The sequence below is a fragment of the Paraburkholderia steynii genome, assembly GCF_900100565.1.
In the GTDB taxonomy this organism is placed as follows: Bacteria; Pseudomonadota; Gammaproteobacteria; order Burkholderiales; family Burkholderiaceae; genus Paraburkholderia; species Paraburkholderia terrae.
Genome location: NZ_FNDI01000030.1, coordinates 39,779 through 60,211, shown reverse-complemented (window position 1 = coordinate 60,211; position 20,433 = coordinate 39,779). Strand labels below are relative to the sequence as shown.

General features: G+C 59.6%; 17 protein-coding genes. 12 read left to right on the top strand and 5 right to left on the bottom strand.

Annotated features, from left to right (window positions below; genetic code table 11):
• Positions 1-94 precede the first annotated feature (94 nt).
• Positions 95-1,603 (bottom strand): aldehyde dehydrogenase family protein, encoded by a 1,509-nt coding sequence (locus tag BLT65_RS37175; protein WP_091787813.1) that lies wholly within the window; start codon positions 1,601-1,603, stop codon positions 95-97.
• A gap of 212 nt (positions 1,604-1,815) precedes the next feature.
• Here BLT65_RS37175 and BLT65_RS37170 point away from each other — a divergent pair, with 212 nt between their 5' ends.
• Positions 1,816-2,499 (top strand): TetR/AcrR family transcriptional regulator, encoded by a 684-nt coding sequence (locus tag BLT65_RS37170; protein ID WP_091787810.1) that lies wholly within the window; start codon positions 1,816-1,818, stop codon positions 2,497-2,499.
• 47 nt (positions 2,500-2,546) lie between these two features.
• Here BLT65_RS37170 and BLT65_RS37165 read toward each other — a convergent pair whose 3' ends face one another.
• Positions 2,547-4,091, bottom strand: coding sequence for an acyl CoA:acetate/3-ketoacid CoA transferase (locus BLT65_RS37165; protein WP_091787807.1), 1,545 nt, complete (start codon positions 4,089-4,091; stop codon positions 2,547-2,549).
• 202 nt (positions 4,092-4,293) lie between these two features.
• On the opposite strand from BLT65_RS37165, the gene BLT65_RS37160 reads away from it, so the two are divergent.
• The 7 genes from BLT65_RS37160 to BLT65_RS37125 all read left to right on the top strand — a co-directional run bounded on the left by BLT65_RS37160 (position 4,294) and on the right by BLT65_RS37125 (position 10,382).
• Complete coding sequence (locus tag BLT65_RS37160) at positions 4,294-5,439, top strand: acyl-CoA dehydrogenase family protein (RefSeq protein ID WP_091787804.1); 1,146 nt, start codon at positions 4,294-4,296, stop codon at positions 5,437-5,439.
• Entirely contained in the window at positions 5,436-6,215 is a 780-nt protein-coding gene (locus BLT65_RS37155; RefSeq protein ID WP_091787801.1) for a 3-ketoacyl-ACP reductase, read from the top strand. Before BLT65_RS37160 ends, BLT65_RS37155 begins: the two co-directional genes overlap by 4 nt.
• A gap of 7 nt (positions 6,216-6,222) precedes the next feature.
• Positions 6,223-7,392: a dihydrodipicolinate synthase family protein gene (locus BLT65_RS37150; protein ID WP_091787798.1), complete on the top strand. Its 1,170-nt coding sequence runs from the start codon at positions 6,223-6,225 to the stop codon at positions 7,390-7,392.
• 2 nt (positions 7,393-7,394) lie between these two features.
• Complete coding sequence (locus BLT65_RS48835; RefSeq protein WP_091787795.1) at positions 7,395-7,814, top strand: Dabb family protein; 420 nt, start codon at positions 7,395-7,397, stop codon at positions 7,812-7,814.
• Positions 7,729-8,580 carry a sugar phosphate isomerase/epimerase family protein gene (locus BLT65_RS37140; RefSeq protein WP_091787792.1) on the top strand — a complete coding sequence of 284 codons (852 nt, stop codon included), beginning with the start codon at positions 7,729-7,731 and terminating at the stop codon, positions 8,578-8,580. Before BLT65_RS48835 ends, BLT65_RS37140 begins: the two co-directional genes overlap by 86 nt.
• The gene (locus BLT65_RS37135) at positions 8,468-9,592 is read left to right on the top strand and encodes a Gfo/Idh/MocA family protein (RefSeq protein ID WP_244186908.1); all 1,125 of its coding nucleotides are present in this window, start codon (positions 8,468-8,470) and stop codon (positions 9,590-9,592) included. The genes BLT65_RS37140 and BLT65_RS37135 overlap by 113 nt, the downstream gene beginning before the upstream one ends.
• 322 nt (positions 9,593-9,914) lie before the next feature.
• Positions 9,915-10,382 (top strand): acyl-CoA thioesterase, encoded by a 468-nt coding sequence (locus BLT65_RS37125; protein ID WP_091787782.1) that lies wholly within the window; start codon positions 9,915-9,917, stop codon positions 10,380-10,382.
• Between the two features lie 271 nt (positions 10,383-10,653).
• On the opposite strand, the gene BLT65_RS37120 is transcribed toward BLT65_RS37125, so the two are convergent.
• Entirely contained in the window at positions 10,654-13,464 is a 2,811-nt protein-coding gene (locus tag BLT65_RS37120) for an autotransporter outer membrane beta-barrel domain-containing protein (protein WP_279634510.1), read from the bottom strand.
• Positions 13,465-13,497: 33 nt separating this feature from the next.
• Between BLT65_RS37120 and BLT65_RS46775 the strand changes: the two genes are divergently transcribed.
• The 3 genes from BLT65_RS46775 to BLT65_RS47435 all read left to right on the top strand — a co-directional run bounded on the left by BLT65_RS46775 (position 13,498) and on the right by BLT65_RS47435 (position 16,503).
• On the top strand, positions 13,498-13,866 hold the full coding sequence (locus tag BLT65_RS46775) for a hypothetical protein (RefSeq protein WP_143036632.1): 369 nt from the start codon (positions 13,498-13,500) through the stop codon (positions 13,864-13,866).
• Between the two features lie 745 nt (positions 13,867-14,611).
• A complete protein-coding gene (locus tag BLT65_RS37115) occupies positions 14,612-14,998 on the top strand; it encodes a hypothetical protein (RefSeq protein WP_091787776.1) in 387 nt (128 codons plus the stop codon).
• Positions 14,999-16,044: 1,046 nt separating this feature from the next.
• On the top strand, positions 16,045-16,503 hold the full coding sequence (locus BLT65_RS47435; protein ID WP_167306610.1) for a hypothetical protein: 459 nt from the start codon (positions 16,045-16,047) through the stop codon (positions 16,501-16,503).
• 223 nt (positions 16,504-16,726) lie between these two features.
• Here the strand turns inward: BLT65_RS47435 and BLT65_RS48160 are convergent, their stop codons facing one another.
• Entirely contained in the window at positions 16,727-17,110 is a 384-nt protein-coding gene (locus tag BLT65_RS48160; RefSeq protein WP_091787771.1) for a hypothetical protein, read from the bottom strand.
• 371 nt (positions 17,111-17,481) lie between these two features.
• On the opposite strand from BLT65_RS48160, the gene BLT65_RS37100 reads away from it, so the two are divergent.
• A complete protein-coding gene (locus BLT65_RS37100; RefSeq protein WP_143036631.1) occupies positions 17,482-17,760 on the top strand; it encodes a hypothetical protein in 279 nt (92 codons plus the stop codon).
• A 309-nt stretch (positions 17,761-18,069) separates the two neighbouring features.
• On the opposite strand, the gene BLT65_RS37095 is transcribed toward BLT65_RS37100, so the two are convergent.
• On the bottom strand, positions 18,070-19,512 hold the full coding sequence (locus BLT65_RS37095) for a sialidase family protein (RefSeq protein WP_091787764.1): 1,443 nt from the start codon (positions 19,510-19,512) through the stop codon (positions 18,070-18,072).
• Positions 19,513-20,433: the final 921 nt, after the last annotated feature.

The window sequence follows — 20,433 nt, the reverse complement described above, 5'->3', positions numbered from 1 at the left end:
GCTGTCTCCGATTCTGCGTTCCGCGGCCGCGCATTTCCGCGTGGCCCAACCGTTGCGCGCGGTTCTCAGCGACCGCTTTCGTTGAAAAATGGCCTTACGCGATCCAGCGTGGCCGGTTGCCGAGTTGAACATGCACGGACTTGAGTTCCGTGTACTCCTCGACGCCATAGCGCCCCGTCTCGCGACCGATGCCCGATTGCTTGACACCGCCGATCGGCAGTTCGGGACCGCCCGTGATCGTGCAGTTGATCCAGATGCGCCCGGCCTGCACCTCGCGCAAGCTCTTGAATGCGCCTTGCAGGTCGCGAGTCCAGATGCTTGCCGCGAGGCCGTACGGCACGCCGTTCGCCAACTGGATGGCCTGCTCGAAGGTATCGAAGGCGGTGACCGAGAGCACCGGCCCAAAAATTTCTTCCTGGGCGAGTGTGCTGCCCGGTTGCACGTTGCGAAACACCGTCGGCTGGATAAAGAAGCGCTCGCCTTCGTTGCTGGAAGTGCCGCCGCAGACGAGTTGCGCACCATCGCGCGTGCCGGCGTCGATGAAGCCGCGAATCTTGTCGAACTGCCGCGCTTCGACGATGGCGCCGACGTGGTTGGACGCGTCGAGCGGATCGCCGACACGCACCTTTCCAAGTACCGCCTTCACGCGTTCGACCAGTTCTTCTTCGACCGAGCGGTGAACGACGAGGCGGCTACCCGACACGCAGCACTGCCCCGCGTTGAAAGCGATGCCGAAGGCGATGGCATCGGCGGCATCGTCGAGATCGGCATCGGCGAAGACGATCTGCGGATTCTTGCCGCCCAGTTCCAGCCCGACCTTTTTCATGTTGCCGCCAGCGGCCGTGAGCACCGAGCGGCCCACGGGCGTCGAGCCGGTGAATGAAATCATGTCGACGTCCATGTGTTCGGCGAGTGCCTGGCCGACCACCGAACCGAGCCCCGTCACGACGTTCATTACGCCATCGGGCAGGCCTGCCTCGGTGAGCAACGCGGCGAGCTTGAGCGTCGTGGTCGACGTCAGTTCCGCGGGCTTGACGACCACAGTGCATCCCGCAGCCAAAGCAAACGGCAAACGTTCCGAAAGAATGAAGAACGGGAAATTCCACGGTGTAACGATGCCCACCACGCCGACCGGTTGCCGCACAACCAGACCGAACATGTCGGGGCCGAGCGTGTCGTGCGAGTCGCCATGCACGACGCGGGCAAGCCCCGCCGCATATTCCCAGATCCCTGCCGCCGCAGTGACTTCGCCGCGCGACTGGCCGATGGGCTTGCCGCTTTCGAGGGTCTCGAGATACGCCAGCGTCTCTACATTGTCGCGAATCAGTTGCGCCGTTTTCAGCAGCACCGCTGCACGCGCCTCGCCCGACAGCCGCGACCAGCGGCCGTCGTCGAATGCACGCCGCGCGGCGGCGACGGCGACATCCAGGTCACGCTTCGATGCCCGCGTCGTGGCCGTCACCGGCACGCCATGCCCCGGACTCTTGCGCGTTACCCATTCGCTATCTGCGCCCGAATAGTCCTTGCCGTCGATGAACATCGGCGTACGCACCGGTTCGGACGGTAAGCGCAGCGAGGCTGCCAGTTCACCCAGATCTTTCATTCCTGCCTCCAATATGTGCAATTCTTTACGGCGTCGCTCGCAACCATTTCTCGTCGAGGGCAGTGTCGTCGCCCTGTCCCTGGCCTGAAGCGCGATGTTGTTGGCCCAATTCTGCACCATCCAGTTACTTCCTGACAACCGGCCTTTTGGTTTATAGTCACCGTCATTAGGCCCCTGTACCGGCGTATCAACCCTACTTCTCTACGACCCATATGACCGCTGCAACCACGCCCCAACGACGCGCATCGAAGTCCGCAGAAGCGGTTGTCACGCGGCAGCCCCGGCAGCGTGACCCGGAGGTCACCAAGGCCAACATCCTCGAAGCGGCGAAAAAAGAATTCGCGAAACTCGGCCTAGCCGGCGCGCGTGTCGAAGCCATTGCGACGCGCTCCAAAGCCAACAAGCGGATGATCTATCACTACTTCGGCAGCAAGGAGGAGCTCTTCGTCGCCGTTCTTGAAGATGCTTACGCCGACATCCGTTCTGCCGAGCAGAAGCTCAATCTCGACCATCTCTCGCCGGACGACGCGCTCGTTGCGCTGACCACGCATACCTGGAACTACTACCTTCGAAACCCGGAGTTCATGACGCTCGTGAACAGCGAAAATCTTCATAAGGCACGCCACGTCAAGAAGTCTCAGCGGTTCCACGATCTGCACCAGGGCTTTATCTCCATGTTGCAGCGCATCCTCGATCGCGGCGTCGAAGCGGGCGTGTTTCGTTCGGGTGTCGACGCACGGCAACTGCACATCACGATGGCCGCTATCGGCTACTACTACCTGACGAACCGTTTCACGAGCGGTGTCATCTTCGACATCGACTTCATGGACAAGGCAGCGCTGAAAAGCCGTCTCGAGTTCAACATCGAGACCATCCTGCGAATCGTGCGCCCCTGACAACCCGGGCGCGCGGAGTACGCAACCGCCCTTCGCGCGCCCTGGCATCACGCCACCTTTTCCTGCGTCGCAGGCACGCTCTGCTTCGAGCGCGCGAGCAACGCTTCATCGACGAGCGGAAGGAATGCCATGCGTGCCAGCACGTCGCGTTCGACATCGACTCCTTCCGCGACCTCGATCAGACGCACGCCGTCTGCCTCGAGGCGAAACACCGCGCGCTCGGTCACATACAGCACTTCCTGATTGCTAAGGCGCGCCTGCTCGCCGCTGAAGGTGATGTGCTGCACGCGATCGACGAGCTTGGGCACGCTGCCCGGCGACACGATGTTCAGACGTGCGCCCGCCTGTTCGACCGCTAGACCCTTTGCTTCGAAGCTCCCGCAAAACACGATCTTTCGCGCGCCCTGCGTGATATCGATAAAGCCGCCAGGACCCACGACCGTCGAACCCAGCTTCGACACATTGATGTTGCCCTCGGCGTCCATTTCGCCCATGCCAAGGAAAGAGACGTCGACACCGCCGCCGCTATAGAAATCGAACTGGTCGACGCTCGACAGGATCGCGTCCGCATTGCGTGCCGTGCCGAACATCGGACCGTCGAGCATCGCGCCGTTGTGGATGCCCTGTTCGACCGATCCCCAGAACGTGCCGAGCCGCCCCTGTTCCGCCAGCAAGGCGGGGATGCCGCCTGGAATGCCGAAGCCGAAATTGGCCGACTGCCCGGCACGCAACTCGCTCGCCGCCCGCGCGGCGATGATGCGGCGGATGCCTGTTGGCACTTCGTAGAAGCCGTCGCCGATCGGGCACAGCGCTTCGCCGCTGAGCGCTGGATCGTAATCCGACACTACGCATTGCACCTGTTCGGGCGTTTCGACGAGCGCGTCGACCAGGATCCCGGGAATACGAACCAGGCGCGCGGGCACATATCCTTCGGGCTCGCGCTCCTTCACCTGCACGATGACGCGGCCACCGCAGTTATGGGCCGCGAGCGCGGCGGCATAGACATCCAGATCGGCCGGCTCGCGGCGCAGCGTGACGTTGCCGCTTCCGTCCGCCGACGAGCCCCGCACGATTGCGAAATCGACCGTGAATGGCTTGTAACGCAGGTATTCGCGTCCATCGAGCGTAACCAGTTCGACCATGTCTTCGGTCGCGCGCTCGTTGATCTTGCCGCCGTCGATGCGCGGATCGACGAAAGTGCGCAAGCCCACATGTGTGACGAGGCCGGGCCGCCCCGCGCCGATTTCCCGCAGCAGCGTGGAGATCGCGCCAGCTGGAAAGCTGTAGGCCTCGAAGGCGTTTTCTTTCGCGAGTTTCTGCATCGACGGCGCCCAGCTCCAATGCCCGCCGATCACGCGCTTGACCATGCCGGCATGTGCAAAGCGTCCCAGCCCACTGCCCTGCGCGTCGCCAATACCCAGCGCATGCACGACCGTCAGATCGCGCGGATGCCCGGTCTCGAGGAAACGCTGCTCGAGCTTCGCAAGCACGGCGTCCGCTTCGAGCAGACCGCCTCCCGAACCTGCCAGCGCGATCGTCGCGCCGTCGAAAATCTGCTCGACCGCGTCTGCAGCCTCCTTCCACTTGCTCACTGCTCTCTCCTTTCAGATCGGCCGCAAAACCCGTTGACAGCGGCGTTTCGTTGGTCTTAAATAACCCACCAGATGGTTACTTGTTGCCAATGTTGGCACACGAAACATCTGATTTCAAGGGGTATTGCGCGGCGCTCGGGTTTACCTGCACCGACACGCTGCACCGCAACAATCAGGTATGACGAGCAAGGATGGAGACGACATGAAGCTCTCAGAAACGCATGAGCAGATCCGCGACATGACACGGCGCTTTTCGCAGGAAGTGATTCGCCCTCTAGCCGAGGAACTGGACCGCGAGGAGCGATTCCCCGCGGAGATTTACAAGCAGATGGGTGAACTAGGCCTGTTCGGCATTACCGTGCCCGAGGAATTTGGCGGCGCCGGGCTCGACGTCACCGCTTACGCGCTTGTGATGGAAGAGCTGTCGCGCGGTTATGCGTCGGTTGCCGACCAGTGCGGCCTGCTCGAACTGGTCGGCACGCTACTGAGTGTTCACGGCACCGACGGGCAGCGCGCGAAGTACATGGAGCCCTTGTTGCGCGCAGCCCTCCGGCCGGCTTACTGCATCACCGAATCGGACGCCGGTACCGACGTGTCCGGCATTCGCACCACCGCGAAGCGCACTGCCGACGGGTGGGAACTCAGCGGCGCCAAGCTCTGGATCCACAACGCACCGGTTGCAGATCTGGCGTTCGTGCTCGCACGCACCGATCCGGCGGCCGGCAAGCGCGGCATGAGCATCTTCATCGTTGATTGCCATCTGGCGGGCGTATCGAAAGGTCCGAAAGAACACAAGATGGGCCAGCGTGCATCGCAAGTCGGCGAACTGCATTTCGACCGCGTCAAACTCCCGCACGACGCCCTGCTCGGACAGGAAGGCCGTGGCTTTCACATCATGATGAGCGTGCTCGACAAGGGCCGCGTGGGCATCGCCGCGCTGGCTGTAGGCATCGCGCAGGCCGGTCTCGAAGCGGCGCTGGAGTATGCGCAGACGCGCAAACAGTTCGGCAGTCACATCGCCGATTTTCAGGGCGTCCAGTGGATGCTCGCCGATATGGCGAAAGACATTCGGGCCGCACGGCTGCTCGTGCATGACGCGGCTGAACGCCTTGAAACCGGCGACCGCGCAAGCATCGCCTGCTCGATGGCCAAATGCTTCGCGGGCGACACGGCCGTCAAGCACAGCGCCAACGCAGTGCAGATCTTTGGCGGCAGTGGCTACATTCGCGGCTATGAAGTCGAACGGCTCTATCGCGACGCGAAGATCACGCAGATCTACGAAGGCACGAACCAGATCCAGCGCACGATCATCGCTCGCGATCTGATTGCCAATGGAGCGGCGGTATGAGCCACCGTCCTATCGCACTCGTCACGGGCAGTCGACGCGGCATCGGGCGAGCGATTGCAATCGAGCTCGGCCGCGCAGGGTTCGATGTTGCGCTCACTGACGCTGTGGCATCGGAGGAACTTGATCGGGCGGTTGCCGAAGTCGAACAGACAGGCGCCCGCGCGATCGCCGTCGTATCCGATCTCGCCGACATCGACTCGCATCCTTCCACGCTGCTCGATATCGAAGCACGGCTCGGTGGTTCGATCGATTGCCTCGTGAACAACGCGGGCGTCTCGGTGATGTCGCGAGGCGACCTGCTCGATGTATCGCCTGAGAGCTTCGACCGCTGCATCGCTGTGAACACGCGCGGCACGTTCTTCCTGACCCAGACGTTCGCGAAGCACTTCCTCGCGCGCTCCCGGCCCAGTGTTGCGCCGCATCCGAGCGTCATCACGATCACATCGTCGAATGCGGTCGCGGCCTCGCCGTTGCGCAGCGAGTACTGCGTATCGAAGGCGGGTCTGTCGATGGCGACCACGCTGTTTTCATTGCGGCTTGCCGAGCACGGCGTGAGCGTCTACGAAGTGCAGCCCGGTCTGATCGAAACGGAAATGACGGCGCCGTCCCGCGCACGCTACGACGCCCAGATAGAACAAGGCCTCACAGCCATCAAGCGATGGGGTGTGCCTCAGGAAGTCGCGACCACTGTGCGCACGCTGGCGACAGGCGGACTGCCCTATAGCGTTGGCCAGGCTATCCGTATCGACGGCGGCCTGCTTGTGACCAAATACTGACACGCATATGAACCTGACACTCAAACTTCCGACCGCGCTCGGCACGATGGATAGCTATCGCCTGCAAGGCACGCCGCTCGACGTCCGCGCACCTGCCCGGCCGTTCAACCGTATTGCCTATTCGGCCGCGCATGTGGTGGCCGATCCACTACGCGCCAGCGAACTCAATGAAGCGCCCGCAATCGATTGGCAACGTACGCTCGAATATCGCCGCTACCTGCTCAGGCAAGGGCTCGGCATTGCCGAAGCAATGGATACCGCACAACGAGGCATGGGTCTGTCCTGGCACAGCGCGCTCGAGTTGATCACCCGCACGATTGAAGGCACGCGCGATATCCCCGGCGCGTTGATCGCGTCCGGCTGCGGCACTGATCACGTCGCACCGAATTCGATTACAAACTGCGACCAGGTGATCCGCGCATACGCGGAGCAGCTCGAAGCCATTCAACGCATCGGCGGACGCGTCATCCTGATGGCGAGCCGCGCACTGGCCCGAGTGGCCCGCTCGCCGGAGGACTATCGGCGTGTCTATCGCGAAGTGTTGGCCATGTGCGATGAGCCGGTGATTCTTCATTGGCTCGGCGAGATGTTCGATCCTGAACTTGCTGGTTACTGGGGAGCGTCGGATTACGAGAGCGCGGCGCAAGTCTGCCTCGGTGTGATCGGCGACAGCGTCGATCGCGTCGACGGCATCAAAATATCGTTGCTCGACGACGCCAAGGAAATCTCCTTTCGCCGGCAATTGCCGCCCGCAGTCAAGATGTACACGGGCGACGATTTCAATTACCCCGGCCTGATCGCAGGCGACGCCGCGGGATACTCGCACGCGCTCCTCGGCATCTTCGACGCGATCGCCCCCGCCGCATCGCAGGCCCTGGACGCGCTCGCGGGCAACGATCTCGACACGTTCAACGCGCTGCTCGCACCGACAGTACCGCTGTCGCGCCATATCTTCCGGGCGCCGACGCAGTACTACAAAACAGGCGTCGTGTTCCTCGCATACCTGAATGGGTTCCAGGATCACTTCTTCATGCTCGGCGGTCACCATGGCATGCGCCCGCCCGCCTATCTCGCGGACGTATTCCGCCTCGCGGATCAGGCTGGCCTTCTCCGCGATCCTGAAGACGCCATCATGCGCGTGCGCGCGGTCATGGCATCGCTCGGCTGTAGAGACTGACCATGATCCCCTCAAAAGGGCCTGTGCGACACATCGTGCTGTGTCGATTCCGCAGTGAAGTGGCGGCGCCGAGTCGCCTCGCCTTCTTCGAGCAAATCAGGCGGCTTGCGGAGATACCTGAGATCGCATTCACGAACTTCCACTGCGGGCCAAACATCTCGCCAGAGGGATACGGTCTGGATCTCGCCGATGGCTTCATGATGGATTTCGACAGCCGCGACGAGTGTTTTATCTATCTCGCGCATCCGACTCATCGCGCGATCGTTGCGCGGCTTATCGAAGCACTGGAAGGCGGCGTTCACGGACTGCTCGTCTTCGACATCACTCTGGACAGCCATGAGAAACCTGAAAGGAAGACTCGACCTGTGCTCCATCAACACGGCAACGCTCGGTCATCGCGAACCGCTCAGCCGCACGATTGACCGGATCGCCAGCGCAGGATTCGGCGGCATTGCGCCCTGGCGTCATGAAGTCGAGAAAGTGAACGTTGCGGAGGTCGCGAAGCAGATCAAAGCGCTCGATTTAACCGTCACCGGCTATTGCCGTTCGACATACTTGCCGGCTGCGACCCGAGCGCAGTTCGACGCGAATATCGACGACAACAAGGCCGCCTTGCGCGACGCCGCAACGCTGGGCGCACGGTGCTTCGTGATGGTGGTCGGTGGCTTGCCTGAAGGGAGCCGCGATTTGCGCGGAGCCCGCGCGCAGGTCTCCGATGGCATCGCGGAGTTGCTGGAAACGGCGCGTGAGTTCGGTGTCCCGCTCGCGCTCGAGCCGCTGCATCCGATGTATGCAGCAGACCGGGCCGTGATCAACACGCTGGCGCAAGCACTGGACATCTGTGACGCGCTCGATCCTGAGCGCTCCGGCTTTCTCGGGGCGGCTGTCGACGCATATCACTGCTGGTGGGATCCCGCGTTGCAGGCGTCGATCGCGGCGGCTGGCCGCAACGAGCGGATTCTCGCCTTTCATGTATGCGACTGGCTGCGCGAAACGCGCGACCTGTTGCTTGACCGCGGCATGATGGGCGATGGTGTCGTCGACCTGTCCGCATTGCGTGAACGCGTCGAACGCAATGGATACGACGGGTTGGTCGAGGTGGAGATATTTTCGAAAGAGAACTGGTGGCGCCGGGATCCGGATGACGTGCTTCGCGTCTGCGCGGAGCGGCTTCAGACGGTGTGTTAATGAACCTAACCAATTACGCGAGGAGACAGCCATGAGGGACATGATCCGCTGGGGCGTGCTCGGTGCCGCCAGAATCGCCGACAACTTCGTCGTGCCCGCAATCCAGCGATCGAGCAACGGCCGCGCGGTCTGCGTAGCTGCCCGCGATGGCGAGCGTGCCGCAGCGTTCGCGGCAAAGCACGGCATAGCTGCCTCGTGCGCGAACTACGATGAAGTGATTGCGAGCAAAGAAGTCGATGCGGTGTATATCCCGTTGCCGACGGCCAGTCACTTCGAGTGGTGCAAAAAGGCACTTCTCGCGGGCAAGCACGTGTTGTGCGAGAAGCCAATCGCGATGAACGCCGCTCAGGTTCAGGAACTCATCGCGCTTCGCGATGCGACCGGACTCGTATGCGCCGAAGCATTCATGGTGGCGCATCATCCGCAATGGGCGTTCGTGCGCGATCGGATCGCGAACGGTTCGCTAGGCAATCTCGAACTCGTGGAAGGCTCTTTCACGTATTTCAATGACGACCCTACCGCCCTCAAGAACGACCTCGTGCTTGGAGGCGGTGGCGTGCGGGATATCGGTGTCTACCCGGTGGTGACGACGCGGATCGCGACCGGCCTTGAACCTTTCTCAGTGCGCGCCGACATTACGATCGACCCACGCTATGGCACCGACAAACTTGCAATCTGCGCGCTGGATTTCCCGGGTTTTCGCCTGAACTTCTACTGCGGAACGCAGCTTGCGCGGCGGCAACATATGGTCTTCCATGGTTCCAAAGGCTGGCTTTCCCTGGACGCGCCATTCAATGCAGGCGTGTATGCCGACGCGAAAATCAGACTTCGTTCCGATGCCAGCGGCGTTGTCGAAACGTTCGATTTCGGCGGTGTGGATCAGTATCAGTCGATGGTCGAGAATTTCGGCTCTGTGCTGCTCGAACGCAGTGATTCGATCGCATTCACTCTGGAAAACTCGCTTGGCAACCAGCTTGTCATCGACCAGATCCTGTCGCATGCGAACCGCTAGGCACCCGCAATGAAACTCGCTTCACAAACAATCGATACGCATCACCTTCACGAGGCTCGCGCATTGGCTGCCGCATGCGCAAACGCCGAGGACGCCTCTGTATGGCGATGGTTCTCCGCGTTAATGGAGAGTGGAAAAATCCGTTGGTGTCTACGGGACAACAAATGGCTGGTCACGGTGAACCATCGCCATGTGGCAACCGCCTCGTCTTTCGACGAAGCGATTCGAACGGCCAAAGCACGATCGGGATTGACGCACATGTAACACGTCGCGCGACTCACGGCGATGCTGTTGATCGTTGCGTATCACAGAGGTTCATGACATGACAGAAAGCGGAGAATTTCATTGCGACAAGATCGTGCGCTTTCAGCACTGCGATCCCGCCGGAATCGTCTTCTATCCACAATACTTTGTCCTGTTTCATGAAGTGATCGAGGACTGGTTCAACGACGGTCTGGGTGTCGACTACGCCGAGTTCATCGGAAAGGAGAAACTTGGCATTCCGACTGTGAGCATCCAGGCCGAGTTTGTTTCTCCTGGCAAACATGGCGAGACCCTGCGGTTTGGCTTGCACGTACGAGAAATCGGTAGAAGCTCGATCAAGCTACGCTTGACGGCATGCGCGGGAACAGAGCTGCGCGCGAGGATCGATCAGACCGTTGTACTGTTTTCGCTGGAACTTCGATCCGCAGTCGCGGTTCCGATCGAACTCAAGGAGCGGATGTTAATGTTCTCGGTCAACGAAAATCCCTCCCGGGGTTGCTCATCGGTGCGGCCGGATGTTATTTGATGAGGTAATTCACTTCCTGCATTCTTCTACTCCGCCGCCCCACTATGGCAATCTTTTAAAATCCCTGTCGAATCGCTTCCCGACCCTGAGCCGACCTCCAACTCTGACGAACAATCGGCCGCTTTAAGGGTTACTGCGGCCAATCCGACGAACCAGCAGTAGGCCGCTTCTCGCGAGTATTGAACAAGCGCCTCGGAGGAGTTTTGTCACAGCCGATGACTCACTAAGGAAAAGCGGCAACGGAGATTCCAATGCCGCTTTTCCGAAAGCGTTAGAACGCGATGTTCAGTGCTCCCAGCACGCCCTGGTTCGTGACGCCAGAAGCATATTGCCCGCTGTACGAGATGCTGACGGTAGCGTCGCGCGTGACCTGAACACCGAGGCCGAGGTCGACCACCGCTTCGTTCCGGGCGATGGGTACACCCGAGATGCTGAACGATGAGCCGCCGGAAAACGACTCCGATCCCACAGGTTTCACATCTCCCACCGCATAACGCCAGCCCGCGCTACCCTTGGCGAGAACTTTTGCACCATTGAGCATGAAGGTTGTTTTCCCACGCAGGCCCAGCGTGCCAAAGCCGGTGTTCATGTCCTGGCTACCTACATGCAACGCATCCGCACCGCCGCTTTCATCGAACCCCTGCGAGTGCTGGCTAACGTAGGCGATATTGGCAAATGGCTCGAACGACGAACGTCCGATATCGATGTGATAGCCCAGTTCGCCAAACACTTGAGCGGTGCCTGCGTGGTAGTCCGAACTCAGATGATCGGCGAAGCCGGGAACTGCCAGGTAGCGGTCCGAGCTGATGTCGTGCCATGTATAGGCCACGCCGGCACGGAAACCCAAAGCTCCCACTTGCCTGCCACCGTACAGGCCAACGTGATAGTCATCACTGCCCGCCGAGGCGTTATGACCGCTCACGTTGTACGTGCCATGGCTGTACCCGGCGAGCACACCCGCACGCCAGTTATTGAAGACCGGCATATCAGCGCCAACAAAAAAGCCACCCACAGACGTGTTGAGACGGTTGGCGTTGCCATTGCCGTCGATGTGCCCCCAGTCTCCGTAGAATTGCGCCCAACCCGTGGGACGTCCCGACGATGTTCCGCAGCTCGCGGGGCTCGACGTAGCGACATTCATGCTGTTGTCGCGTGTTGCATCCGAAGCGCACGTAAATGTGTCGGCGAGTCTTTCGCCCACCGCATCCCGCGCGAAATGGCTGCTTTCCAGCATTGCGCTTTGCACCGAGGCATACACTTCTCCAGACAACTGATCGAGCGCCATGCGCGCTTCGTCATTCGTTTGCTGGTTAAGTACCGGAGCGGCTGCCGCGCTGTTTGTGCCGGTCGATTCCAGCCCGCCGGCTACTGCGGCCTGATTAGGCGTCGTGGCCACGGTGTCAATGGACTGGGTCTGCTTGACTTCGAGGTAAGAAGTGCTGGCGTCAAAGCCACTTGCCAGGCCGTAGAAGGCCGTAAGCTGGGTATCACCCGTCACATCGAATGTCCCCGTAACGCCATTCGTAGCGGTGAGCACGGTGTACCGCGTGCCTACAACGTAGGGCGCCGCAGTGGTCCTGGTCACATTGATGATCGCGCCATTCTGAATGGTCGCCGTGCCATTTACAGCAATGCGGTCGGAAGCGGAAGAGGTCGGATCCACTTCGACCTGGTAGATGCCGCCTTTTTCCTGGGTATAAGCACCATTGATATTCAGCGTGCCGATGCTGTTTCCGGGTGTGATGACGCCGCCTGCATGCACAGTCGTAGCGCCAACAGTCCCGATGCCTCGTAGTGTGCCACCCGAGTTGACCGCGATAACCGAATTCGTGTTCGAGCCGTTCACCGCGAGCGTGCCGCTATTGTTGATCGTGAACGACGTGTTGGTCAGCAAGATCGCGCTATCGAGTGCGAGCGTGCCTTGCTGCACGGTCCACGGTGTCGATTCGGCCGACGTACCTGTCAAGTTCCATGTACTGCTGCCGATCTTCTGGAAAATGCCGAAGCCCTGATACTGCGCACTCGCGCCGATGGTCGATACGTCGAACGTGGAGTTCGCCGCTCCGCCGAGCGACAGGGTATCGGCCGCGCTGTACGCCACAACGTTGCCGGTGATGCTCGAGCCTGCCTGAAGCTCGAGCGAATTCACGCCGCCGATGAACTGGATAGCGTCGGCATTGCCGGTCGCGCCGGGTGCAAGGTTTGCCCCGCCGGTGATGACGCCCGCGTTGATGATAGATGCGTTGCTGCCGACCACAGCTGTACCGCCAAGTGCGATCGGCATGTTGGCGGCGCTAAGAGATGAAGAGGCGCCTCCAATGATCGCGCCACTGGTCTGATTGATCAACGTGCCGCCATTCGATATCCAGACGCCTTCGCCGCCTGAACCGCCTCCGCCTGTCCCCGCAAGATTATTTCGGACGGTGCCGCCGACACCACCCGTCAATGTTCCCGCATTCGTCAGCGTGCCGGAGCCGCTCAGTATCACCGCCATGCCGCCGCCGCCGGCGCCAGAGCGGATGCCGCCGGCACCGCCCGCCCCACCCGTAATTGACGCACCCGAAGCGACGCTAACGTTTGCTCCAGCGAACAGACCTGCGCCACCGCCACCGCCTGCTCCAGTAGTCAGGTTCACATTTCCCGAACCGCCTGCGCCACCCGTGACAGATGTGCCCGTCAGTACGAGAAGGTCAGTCCCGGTCGTGACTCCAACGCCTCCGCCGCCGGCACCAGCAAAGCCCCCTCCGGAAGCACTGGATGCGGCCGCGCCGCCGCTGCCTCCGGTGTAGGACTGGTCCACAACGGAAATGTTCGTGGCGCCAGCCACTCCAGTTGCGCCTGGTGATGCTCCCGTAACAGCGGCTGTAGTGGCCGTCCAGCCGCCACTACCACCGTAGCCGGTCGTCGTGATTGTCGCTCCACCGCCTCCGCCGCGAACTAGCGCGCCCGGCGTTGCGTTTGTGCCGTTCGCTGCTGATGCATCTCCATTCGTCCCACCCGCAGCATTGCTGCCAATGCCGAATCCCGTGCCGCCACTTCCCGCCCAGGCAGTTGTCGACACCAATGCCGTGAGTGCGAGCATGGAGGCCTTCAGACGTCGTGCTGGAAGGCAGCTATGCGTATCGCACGTTCCAAATATCAATTCGCCTTTCGATTTCACAGCATTAAAGGTGCCGTGCATTCCTCGAGACTTCAATTCACCACCTCGCGCAAAAGTGCTTACGTTAGATTTCTGCAATTACTTACATGCGCGGAAGATATCAGAACAGCTGGTAATTTTTCACAGGGAATGAACAACGTGCGGCGGCGGCGCAACAGTGCGTTTAAAACGGATAATGGTGAAGGGGAATACGGGCCCCTCGCTGCCAGAGCCCCCTCCGACATGGGTCTGAGGGGCAGCGATCCCGTCAGGGGCAACGTTGAAGAGATTAGCCAGGTCAGCCAGAAATGCGGCACTTCAGAGTTCGGGAATGCGCGTTCGTAATAGCATGCAAAGCCTTTTAACGTCTTTTTGATATTTTTTGTAAGTACGTTTAATGCTCTTGGACGGAGTTAACGTTAATCACCATGCTTTATGAATTTTGCATTTTTATCTGCGCGTCTCGGTAGATCCTCAACAATTGCCAGATTGGGCTCGCTCGCGAGTAGTAGACAAAGTGACGTCTTGTGGGTAAGGAACCCGCATTTGCGAACCTGAATGACAATCGTGGACCGTTCAGGACTCAGGAGTCATCACGACACTGGTGGGATGACGCCGCGCAGACTGATTCGCAACTTGAGGACGGAGGTCGTTTCGGATGGCCGGGGTAACTTACTATGAAAACTCCCTTCGCCATGTTCGCGGGCCTGACTTTAGCCCCAGCTTTCGCGCTGGTCTTCGTAGTAGATCATTCTCTTTTATAGGCTTTCGATCCGATCCACTATCCACTACGTGCTTCAGGTCGCTAAGATTAGTCGCTCCCACGGAATGTCTGCCCGCAAGAATTGTCTTTGCCTTACCGTCAACCAACTTCTTCGTGGAATACTTATCGGTGTCGCCGTCGTAACCCCCAAGTGCGCGCGCATTGCCGCCGTTCGCGCCGTAGTAGTTCGAAAGTCAGATGTCGTTGCGAGTGAACAAGTACTTGCGACCCGTTGCGTTCCTTCGAATCTGTCGATGACGGTCATTCTTTATGGGTTTCGGAGTTGGTATGATTCCCATCTGATTGCGGAATCGAGATCGATCTTCAATGAAACTTGACGTCGAAGGCAAACCGGTAAACACCGTGCCGACTCCCGCACAGATCACCCGCGCGCTCAAATCACTGCGAAGCTACAGCAAGTCATCATATGCGTCATTGACGGACGATTCAGGTAACTACGTGCAGGTAGCCGGCGGTGGCGTGAGCTGTATGATTGAGCGCTTTGAATGCGGCGCGCAACGATGGAGAGCCTTCCATAACAAACCTTCGCCTGTGCGCCCAGACGGCACGATCCTGGTGTTCAGAGCGGGCAACATTCCGATGCGCTCAGATGAATGGTTCATGGCCGATCAGGTAGTAGAAGTATTTTTGGCCTTCCTCAGCGGAACACCGTATCCGCCGTTTGTACACTGGCGGTTAGCGCCGGGCTTCTGATCCTGAGATGCTAATCGTGTCGTCTCGGAACAGGTACGTCGTCTGGCGCTCATACGCATCAGATGAGTAAGGTTGCCGATCGAGATCGTTCAGAACGCAATATTCTCCGTAGCCCACAAACTCATAGTAGACGACCATAGTCTCTGCATGTGAACGCGTCCAGAAGGTCCAGACCCATTCACTTCCCGGCTCATTAAGCGCACGTGCGGCGTCCCCGTCTGGTCCAACTGGAATGCATGCAGGAAGCGATTGTCCGTGCTCATTGGGACATAGCCAAACCTCATGCAAATAACCAAGGGAGTCTTTCATCTCACCTCTTCCTGGACTAGTGATCTCGCCGTCGTGCAAGCGAGCATCTGACGAACGAACTTTTGGGCGAGGTATTGTCAACGATCCTTGGTATGGAGTCGAGCGTCTCTTGTTGGCCGAACCACCCATTCGCTGAAGCCGACAGCGGTCGTTTGCGCTGTCTTCGCCGAACGACAGGTGTGCGACGATGAGCCGCCATATAGGTGTAGATACACGAACGTCAGCAACGGCCGAGAAGCGACACTTCTACATGCGAATTTACTGGGCGGTTCCTGATGCGGAACGGACGCCTGAATGTCTGAGCGACGGTGCGAGCGATTGACGCTTGGCCGTATCCGGAAGTTCGATGTCGAACCCCCGTGGTTGAGACAGGCGTCCCCTCGAATATCCAATGCCGAACCCATTCGGAGACTGCGATCCTCCGACTGGCACCGGCGGATTCACATAGTGGCTGAACAGGTTCTGCTCGCTACCAAGTGCCGGTTCGCCCTCTTTTCTGCACGACTGAGAAAACCAAAGAGGCTCTACACGGCTTTGTTCCGGTTCGCGCGGTCCAATACGCACGCTCACCACAACACACGGTTCGAAAAGCAGGCCGATCGTGATGCTGATTCTCCACGAAACGCAAATGCCACAGAAGGCGCAAGTGATGTAGATTAGGATCTCGTTACGACCCACCACTGTATCTTCGAATCGGTCGCCATCGGAGTTAGTTCTGAAGTTGCACAGGAGCCGGCGTGAACACGAAGCATAGCAAGAAGGGGCATCTCGAAGCCGCGGCGTCACACCACGAGCAGGCCGCGCGACATCACCGCGCGGCTTCCAGGCATTTCGAGGAAGGTCGAGACTTTGCTCACGCCGCACATCAGGCGATGATGGCCCATGGCCACACGTTGCATGCGATCGATCACGCACACGACGCTGGTGCGCACAGCACCAATACGCCGTCGATAACGCCTCCATCGACCGGCTCAGGCGTAACTGCCGCGGACGTGGCAAAACATCATGCGGCGGCCGTGGAGCTTCACACGCAGGCGGCGCAGCATATGCGCCACGCTGTCAATCTCTTCGATCAGGATCGTAGCGCGGTCTCCCACGACGCACAGCTAGCACTCTCCCTCGCACTCCGCGCTTTGTCCCATAGCAACGAAGCAGCCAGACTCTTTGTCAAGCTCGCTGCCAGTGTTGCTTCGTGAGTTAAGGTTGGTTGAATTCAAGCCGGTCATCCCGTACGGTGAAGTATTCGGAGTGGTGCGGTATCCGTCTACACCGCCGATTGAGCGCACCCAACGCTGAAACGCTTTCTGCACGGCATGCATGCCGTAAAGCACCAGGTAGTCGCGCGGATCTACGGTCGTGGGCCTGCCGTAAAGATCCACGCATTGATTGGTATGGAGCAATCCAGCGTGCCACTCTCGACTAGACCTTTCGCTCCAGCAGGTCTGTTGCGAAAGACTTTGCGTGCGCTACGGCCTCGTGCGCGTCGAGGAATACTCCGAGCTGCTCCCAGCGTTCCTCGACCCCATATGTTCCTTTGATACCGAGTGCCCTCTGAACGAGCAATTGCGCTGCGTACCTGCCGTCCTCCAACGGTCGAGCTGTCGCTATTACCTTGTGCGGAAGGTCGGATCTTTCTAGCTGGACCAACTCGACGGGACCGCCAGGTACACCGATATCTTTCAACTCGTTCCTGACTTTGCAGTCCGGGCAGTAGAAGCACCACCCCTCGTCCTCGTGATTGGATCTGACCTGCCCGCGAGCCAGCACGGCACGACATTCAACGTTTTCGCAGATGAACGGCATAGCAGTTTCCGGAGTTGTTTGAAAGAAATCCTAGCATGTCCGCCGACGGCCAACCATCGACATTGTTGCCTGCCTGAGGCTAAGGAAAACCCTCAAACGCGAGCCGGTGAGGTCGCGTCAGCCTGCCGCATAGTCGCCATGATCAGGTATAGACCACCGCCGATCGCCCCAGCAGGTGATCCAGGTCGAACCGACGGCCATCAGTGCCCTGAATGGGCCCCGCGCGCCGTCGACGCCGGCCTCCCTGGTTTGGTTGAGCACCCGCTCCTCGAAATGCCGTGGCTGAACGCAGGATGTACCGCCTACCCCTCTGCGTTCCGCAAGACAGCAATTGAAGGGAAATGCATAGTACATGCAGGATTCTTTGCATTGTGATCGTCACCATGGCGATCAATGGGTGCATGGCTGCGGACGCGGCAAGTACGTGCGCTCCAACATTGCCCGAAGTCGATGCACAACATGGCTTTAAGATCCGGCCCGACTACAGCCTTCTCATCTGGACCGTTCGCCGCCTTTCTGCTGCGTTAAATATCGTTTCTCAATTGCGCATGATGAAGTGCGCGCTTTCCGACCTCAGCGAAGTCAAGGTTCGCTATCGTGGCGATATCTGTGCCTGCAGCGAACGGTTAGTGGTAGGAATCTTGTCGTAGTGCGTTGAGGAACCCCTTGATTCTGTCAAGGCCCTGAAGCGCTCGCCACGGGTCACGCACCCCTGGCGATGGTGTTCTTCGAGCCCGTGTTATCACCTTGCATCGGCCGCAACAGCTGAATGCGCTCAATGACGTGCTGGTGCGATGAACCCGGCGCGGCACTGCTTGCATACGATGCGGACGATTGCATCGGCTGCATTGTCGTGTTTGGCAGTGAGTCGAAGGTGTGTCGTAGGGTGTCCTGCATCGGGAACGCGGCTCACGACTGCGGCGCGCAGCGCGCCGCAGTTCCTAAACATACTGTTTTGGCTAAGGTTGAGCAAACACGTCTGTGCGATTGCCCAAATTGCCTGAGTTTGTTTGCACGAAAAACGGCACAAACGTCGATCCGATCGCGACCAACCCTTGATAGTCTCCGACGAAGAAACCCTCGGCGTCCGGCGCGGTCTTGAGGTCAAACGCTCCCGCCAGATGTGTTTCATTGGCGAACGTCGTTCCGTTGTCTGCCGATGTCGTTTGCCAGATATCCGTCGGTAGTGTCGTGGTGTTGCCATCCGCCAGATTGCGGAAATCGTAATACGTCACGGCAACGTTCCCCGACGAATTGACGCTAATGTTCGGGTTGAATGCCGGTCTTCCCGTGGGTGTATTGACCCGGATCGGAGCGCTCCATGTGCTGCCGCCGTCTTTGGAAGTGGATAGCGCGATCTCATCATAGAGCCCGCCATTAAAGCGGGAATCCTGCCAGACGACATAGAGTTGCCCGGTCTTCGGATCGATCGCGGGCTCGGGAATAATGTCTCCTGAACGCACCGGTTGCCCGGTGTTCGGATCAAACACCGATACGGTCTGCAAACCAGAGATGATCTTCGGCTTCGTCCACGTTGCGCCGTCGTCAGTTGATTTGATGAACGCAACCTTCCCGGCCGCTTTCGAGAACGGCGGAGAGATCAGGTTGAAGAAGTCGTACAGCGTTCCGTTCTGCGAGTTGACCACGATCTGGTTACCGATCGTCTGCTGCCGGGAAGGCAACGCCACGATCACGGTTGGCTGACTCCATGTCATGCCGCCGTCGGCTGTCTTCGAGAACATCGATGGTCCCCGGAACGCGGCCGTATGTCTGTTGGCGTAGGGATTGCCGTTTGGCAATTCCAGTCGGTCCCATACAGCATAGGCGACGCCTGCCTTGGTTGGATTGGCCGTCACCGATTCCTTGTCGTTGAAGAATTGCAAGGTCGGTTCGTTGTTCGCAATGATGATACTTGGCTTCGCCCACGTCAGGCCGCCGTCCTTCGAAACGGAAGCCAGCACGGCATTGCTGTTGTTGGATTGATTGAAGGAGATCGATACAGCGTACGCCGTTCCATCCGGGCCGATCGACACCCACGGATCGGACGCGCGTTCGTAGCCAGTTCCGCCTGCGCACGCACTGAAAGGCAGTGCAACCGGCGTGCCCCACGTAAAACCGCCATCGAATGACGGGCGGGCAACCAGGCCGTGGGCGCCGCCGTTGTCCCATCGGTCCTGTTGCCATACGCCGATCAGGTTCGACGGATTGCTCGGATTCGTAGCGATCCAAGGTTCGACTTCGGCGTTCACGTAGTTCGTGCCCGGGCCACCTATGGTGCAAGCGGCAAAAGGACTGGGACCGGAGACCAGCACGGGCGCAGCCTGACTAGTCGGAATGATTGTGGCGAGGACAACAGCGAGCGGAATGCTGCTCAACAGTACACGGTGCTTGTCGCAACGCATGGAAGGCTCCTTTCCATTGCGGCCTGTAACAGCCCACAGTAGCCTGCCGGCAGTTGCGAAGGAAGTGGAGTGGCATTGCATCTTCGCCGATGGTTTCATCGATAACATCGTCGGCGCGTATTGTGTCCACCATTGTTCGCTCGCCAGATTCGCTACCGCTTCAACCGCCACAAACCGCGAGCGCTGATCACCGCCAGCGCGTCGGTCAAGACTGCACTACCAGATATCAAACCGGTTTCTCACGCACCAGAAACGTCGCTTCGCGATGACTGGACTCTCTGCCAGGACCGCCATTTGTCTGATGCGTGGAATGGACTTTAGGTCGTGGCGAACGACGTTGCGCGAATTTTTTGTAACATTTGAAAGCGATACGCACTCTTATCTGTCGAGCCGTACCAGGCACTGTTTCGACATGTGCTGATATGGGATTCGGACGCCCGCTCGGCACATACGCATTGCCTGATCGCGTCACGATAGGGCCGGGCCAACAAGCGCATCCCGTCCCGTTCGGAGTGTCTGTGTCGCAATGCCAGCGTCGGCGGCGCCGATCAGGTTCAGCGCGGTAGACGCGATCACAGGGACGATCGCCGACCTTTTTGTCGACGATGTCGCGCCAACGTCCGCAGGCGTCCACTCCTCGGAGACTCAGTGCAATGTGCGGAACGGCAACAACGGGTTCGACTACTGTCCTCTGGACGCGCACAAAGCTGTCGTTCGACCAGATCGCGTGCTCGACGTCAGCAATACTAATCATTGCCGCCGTTGGACGATGGTCGCGCTAACGGCGGCTATGGCCGAACAGCCGGCGGATTACGCCATTCCATTCTCTTGCACCCGCGGCGGCTGACCTAGGAGGATTGCCGTGATAAGGCGCGGGTTATCACGGCAACGGACGTATCGGGATCACGCAGCCATCGATCG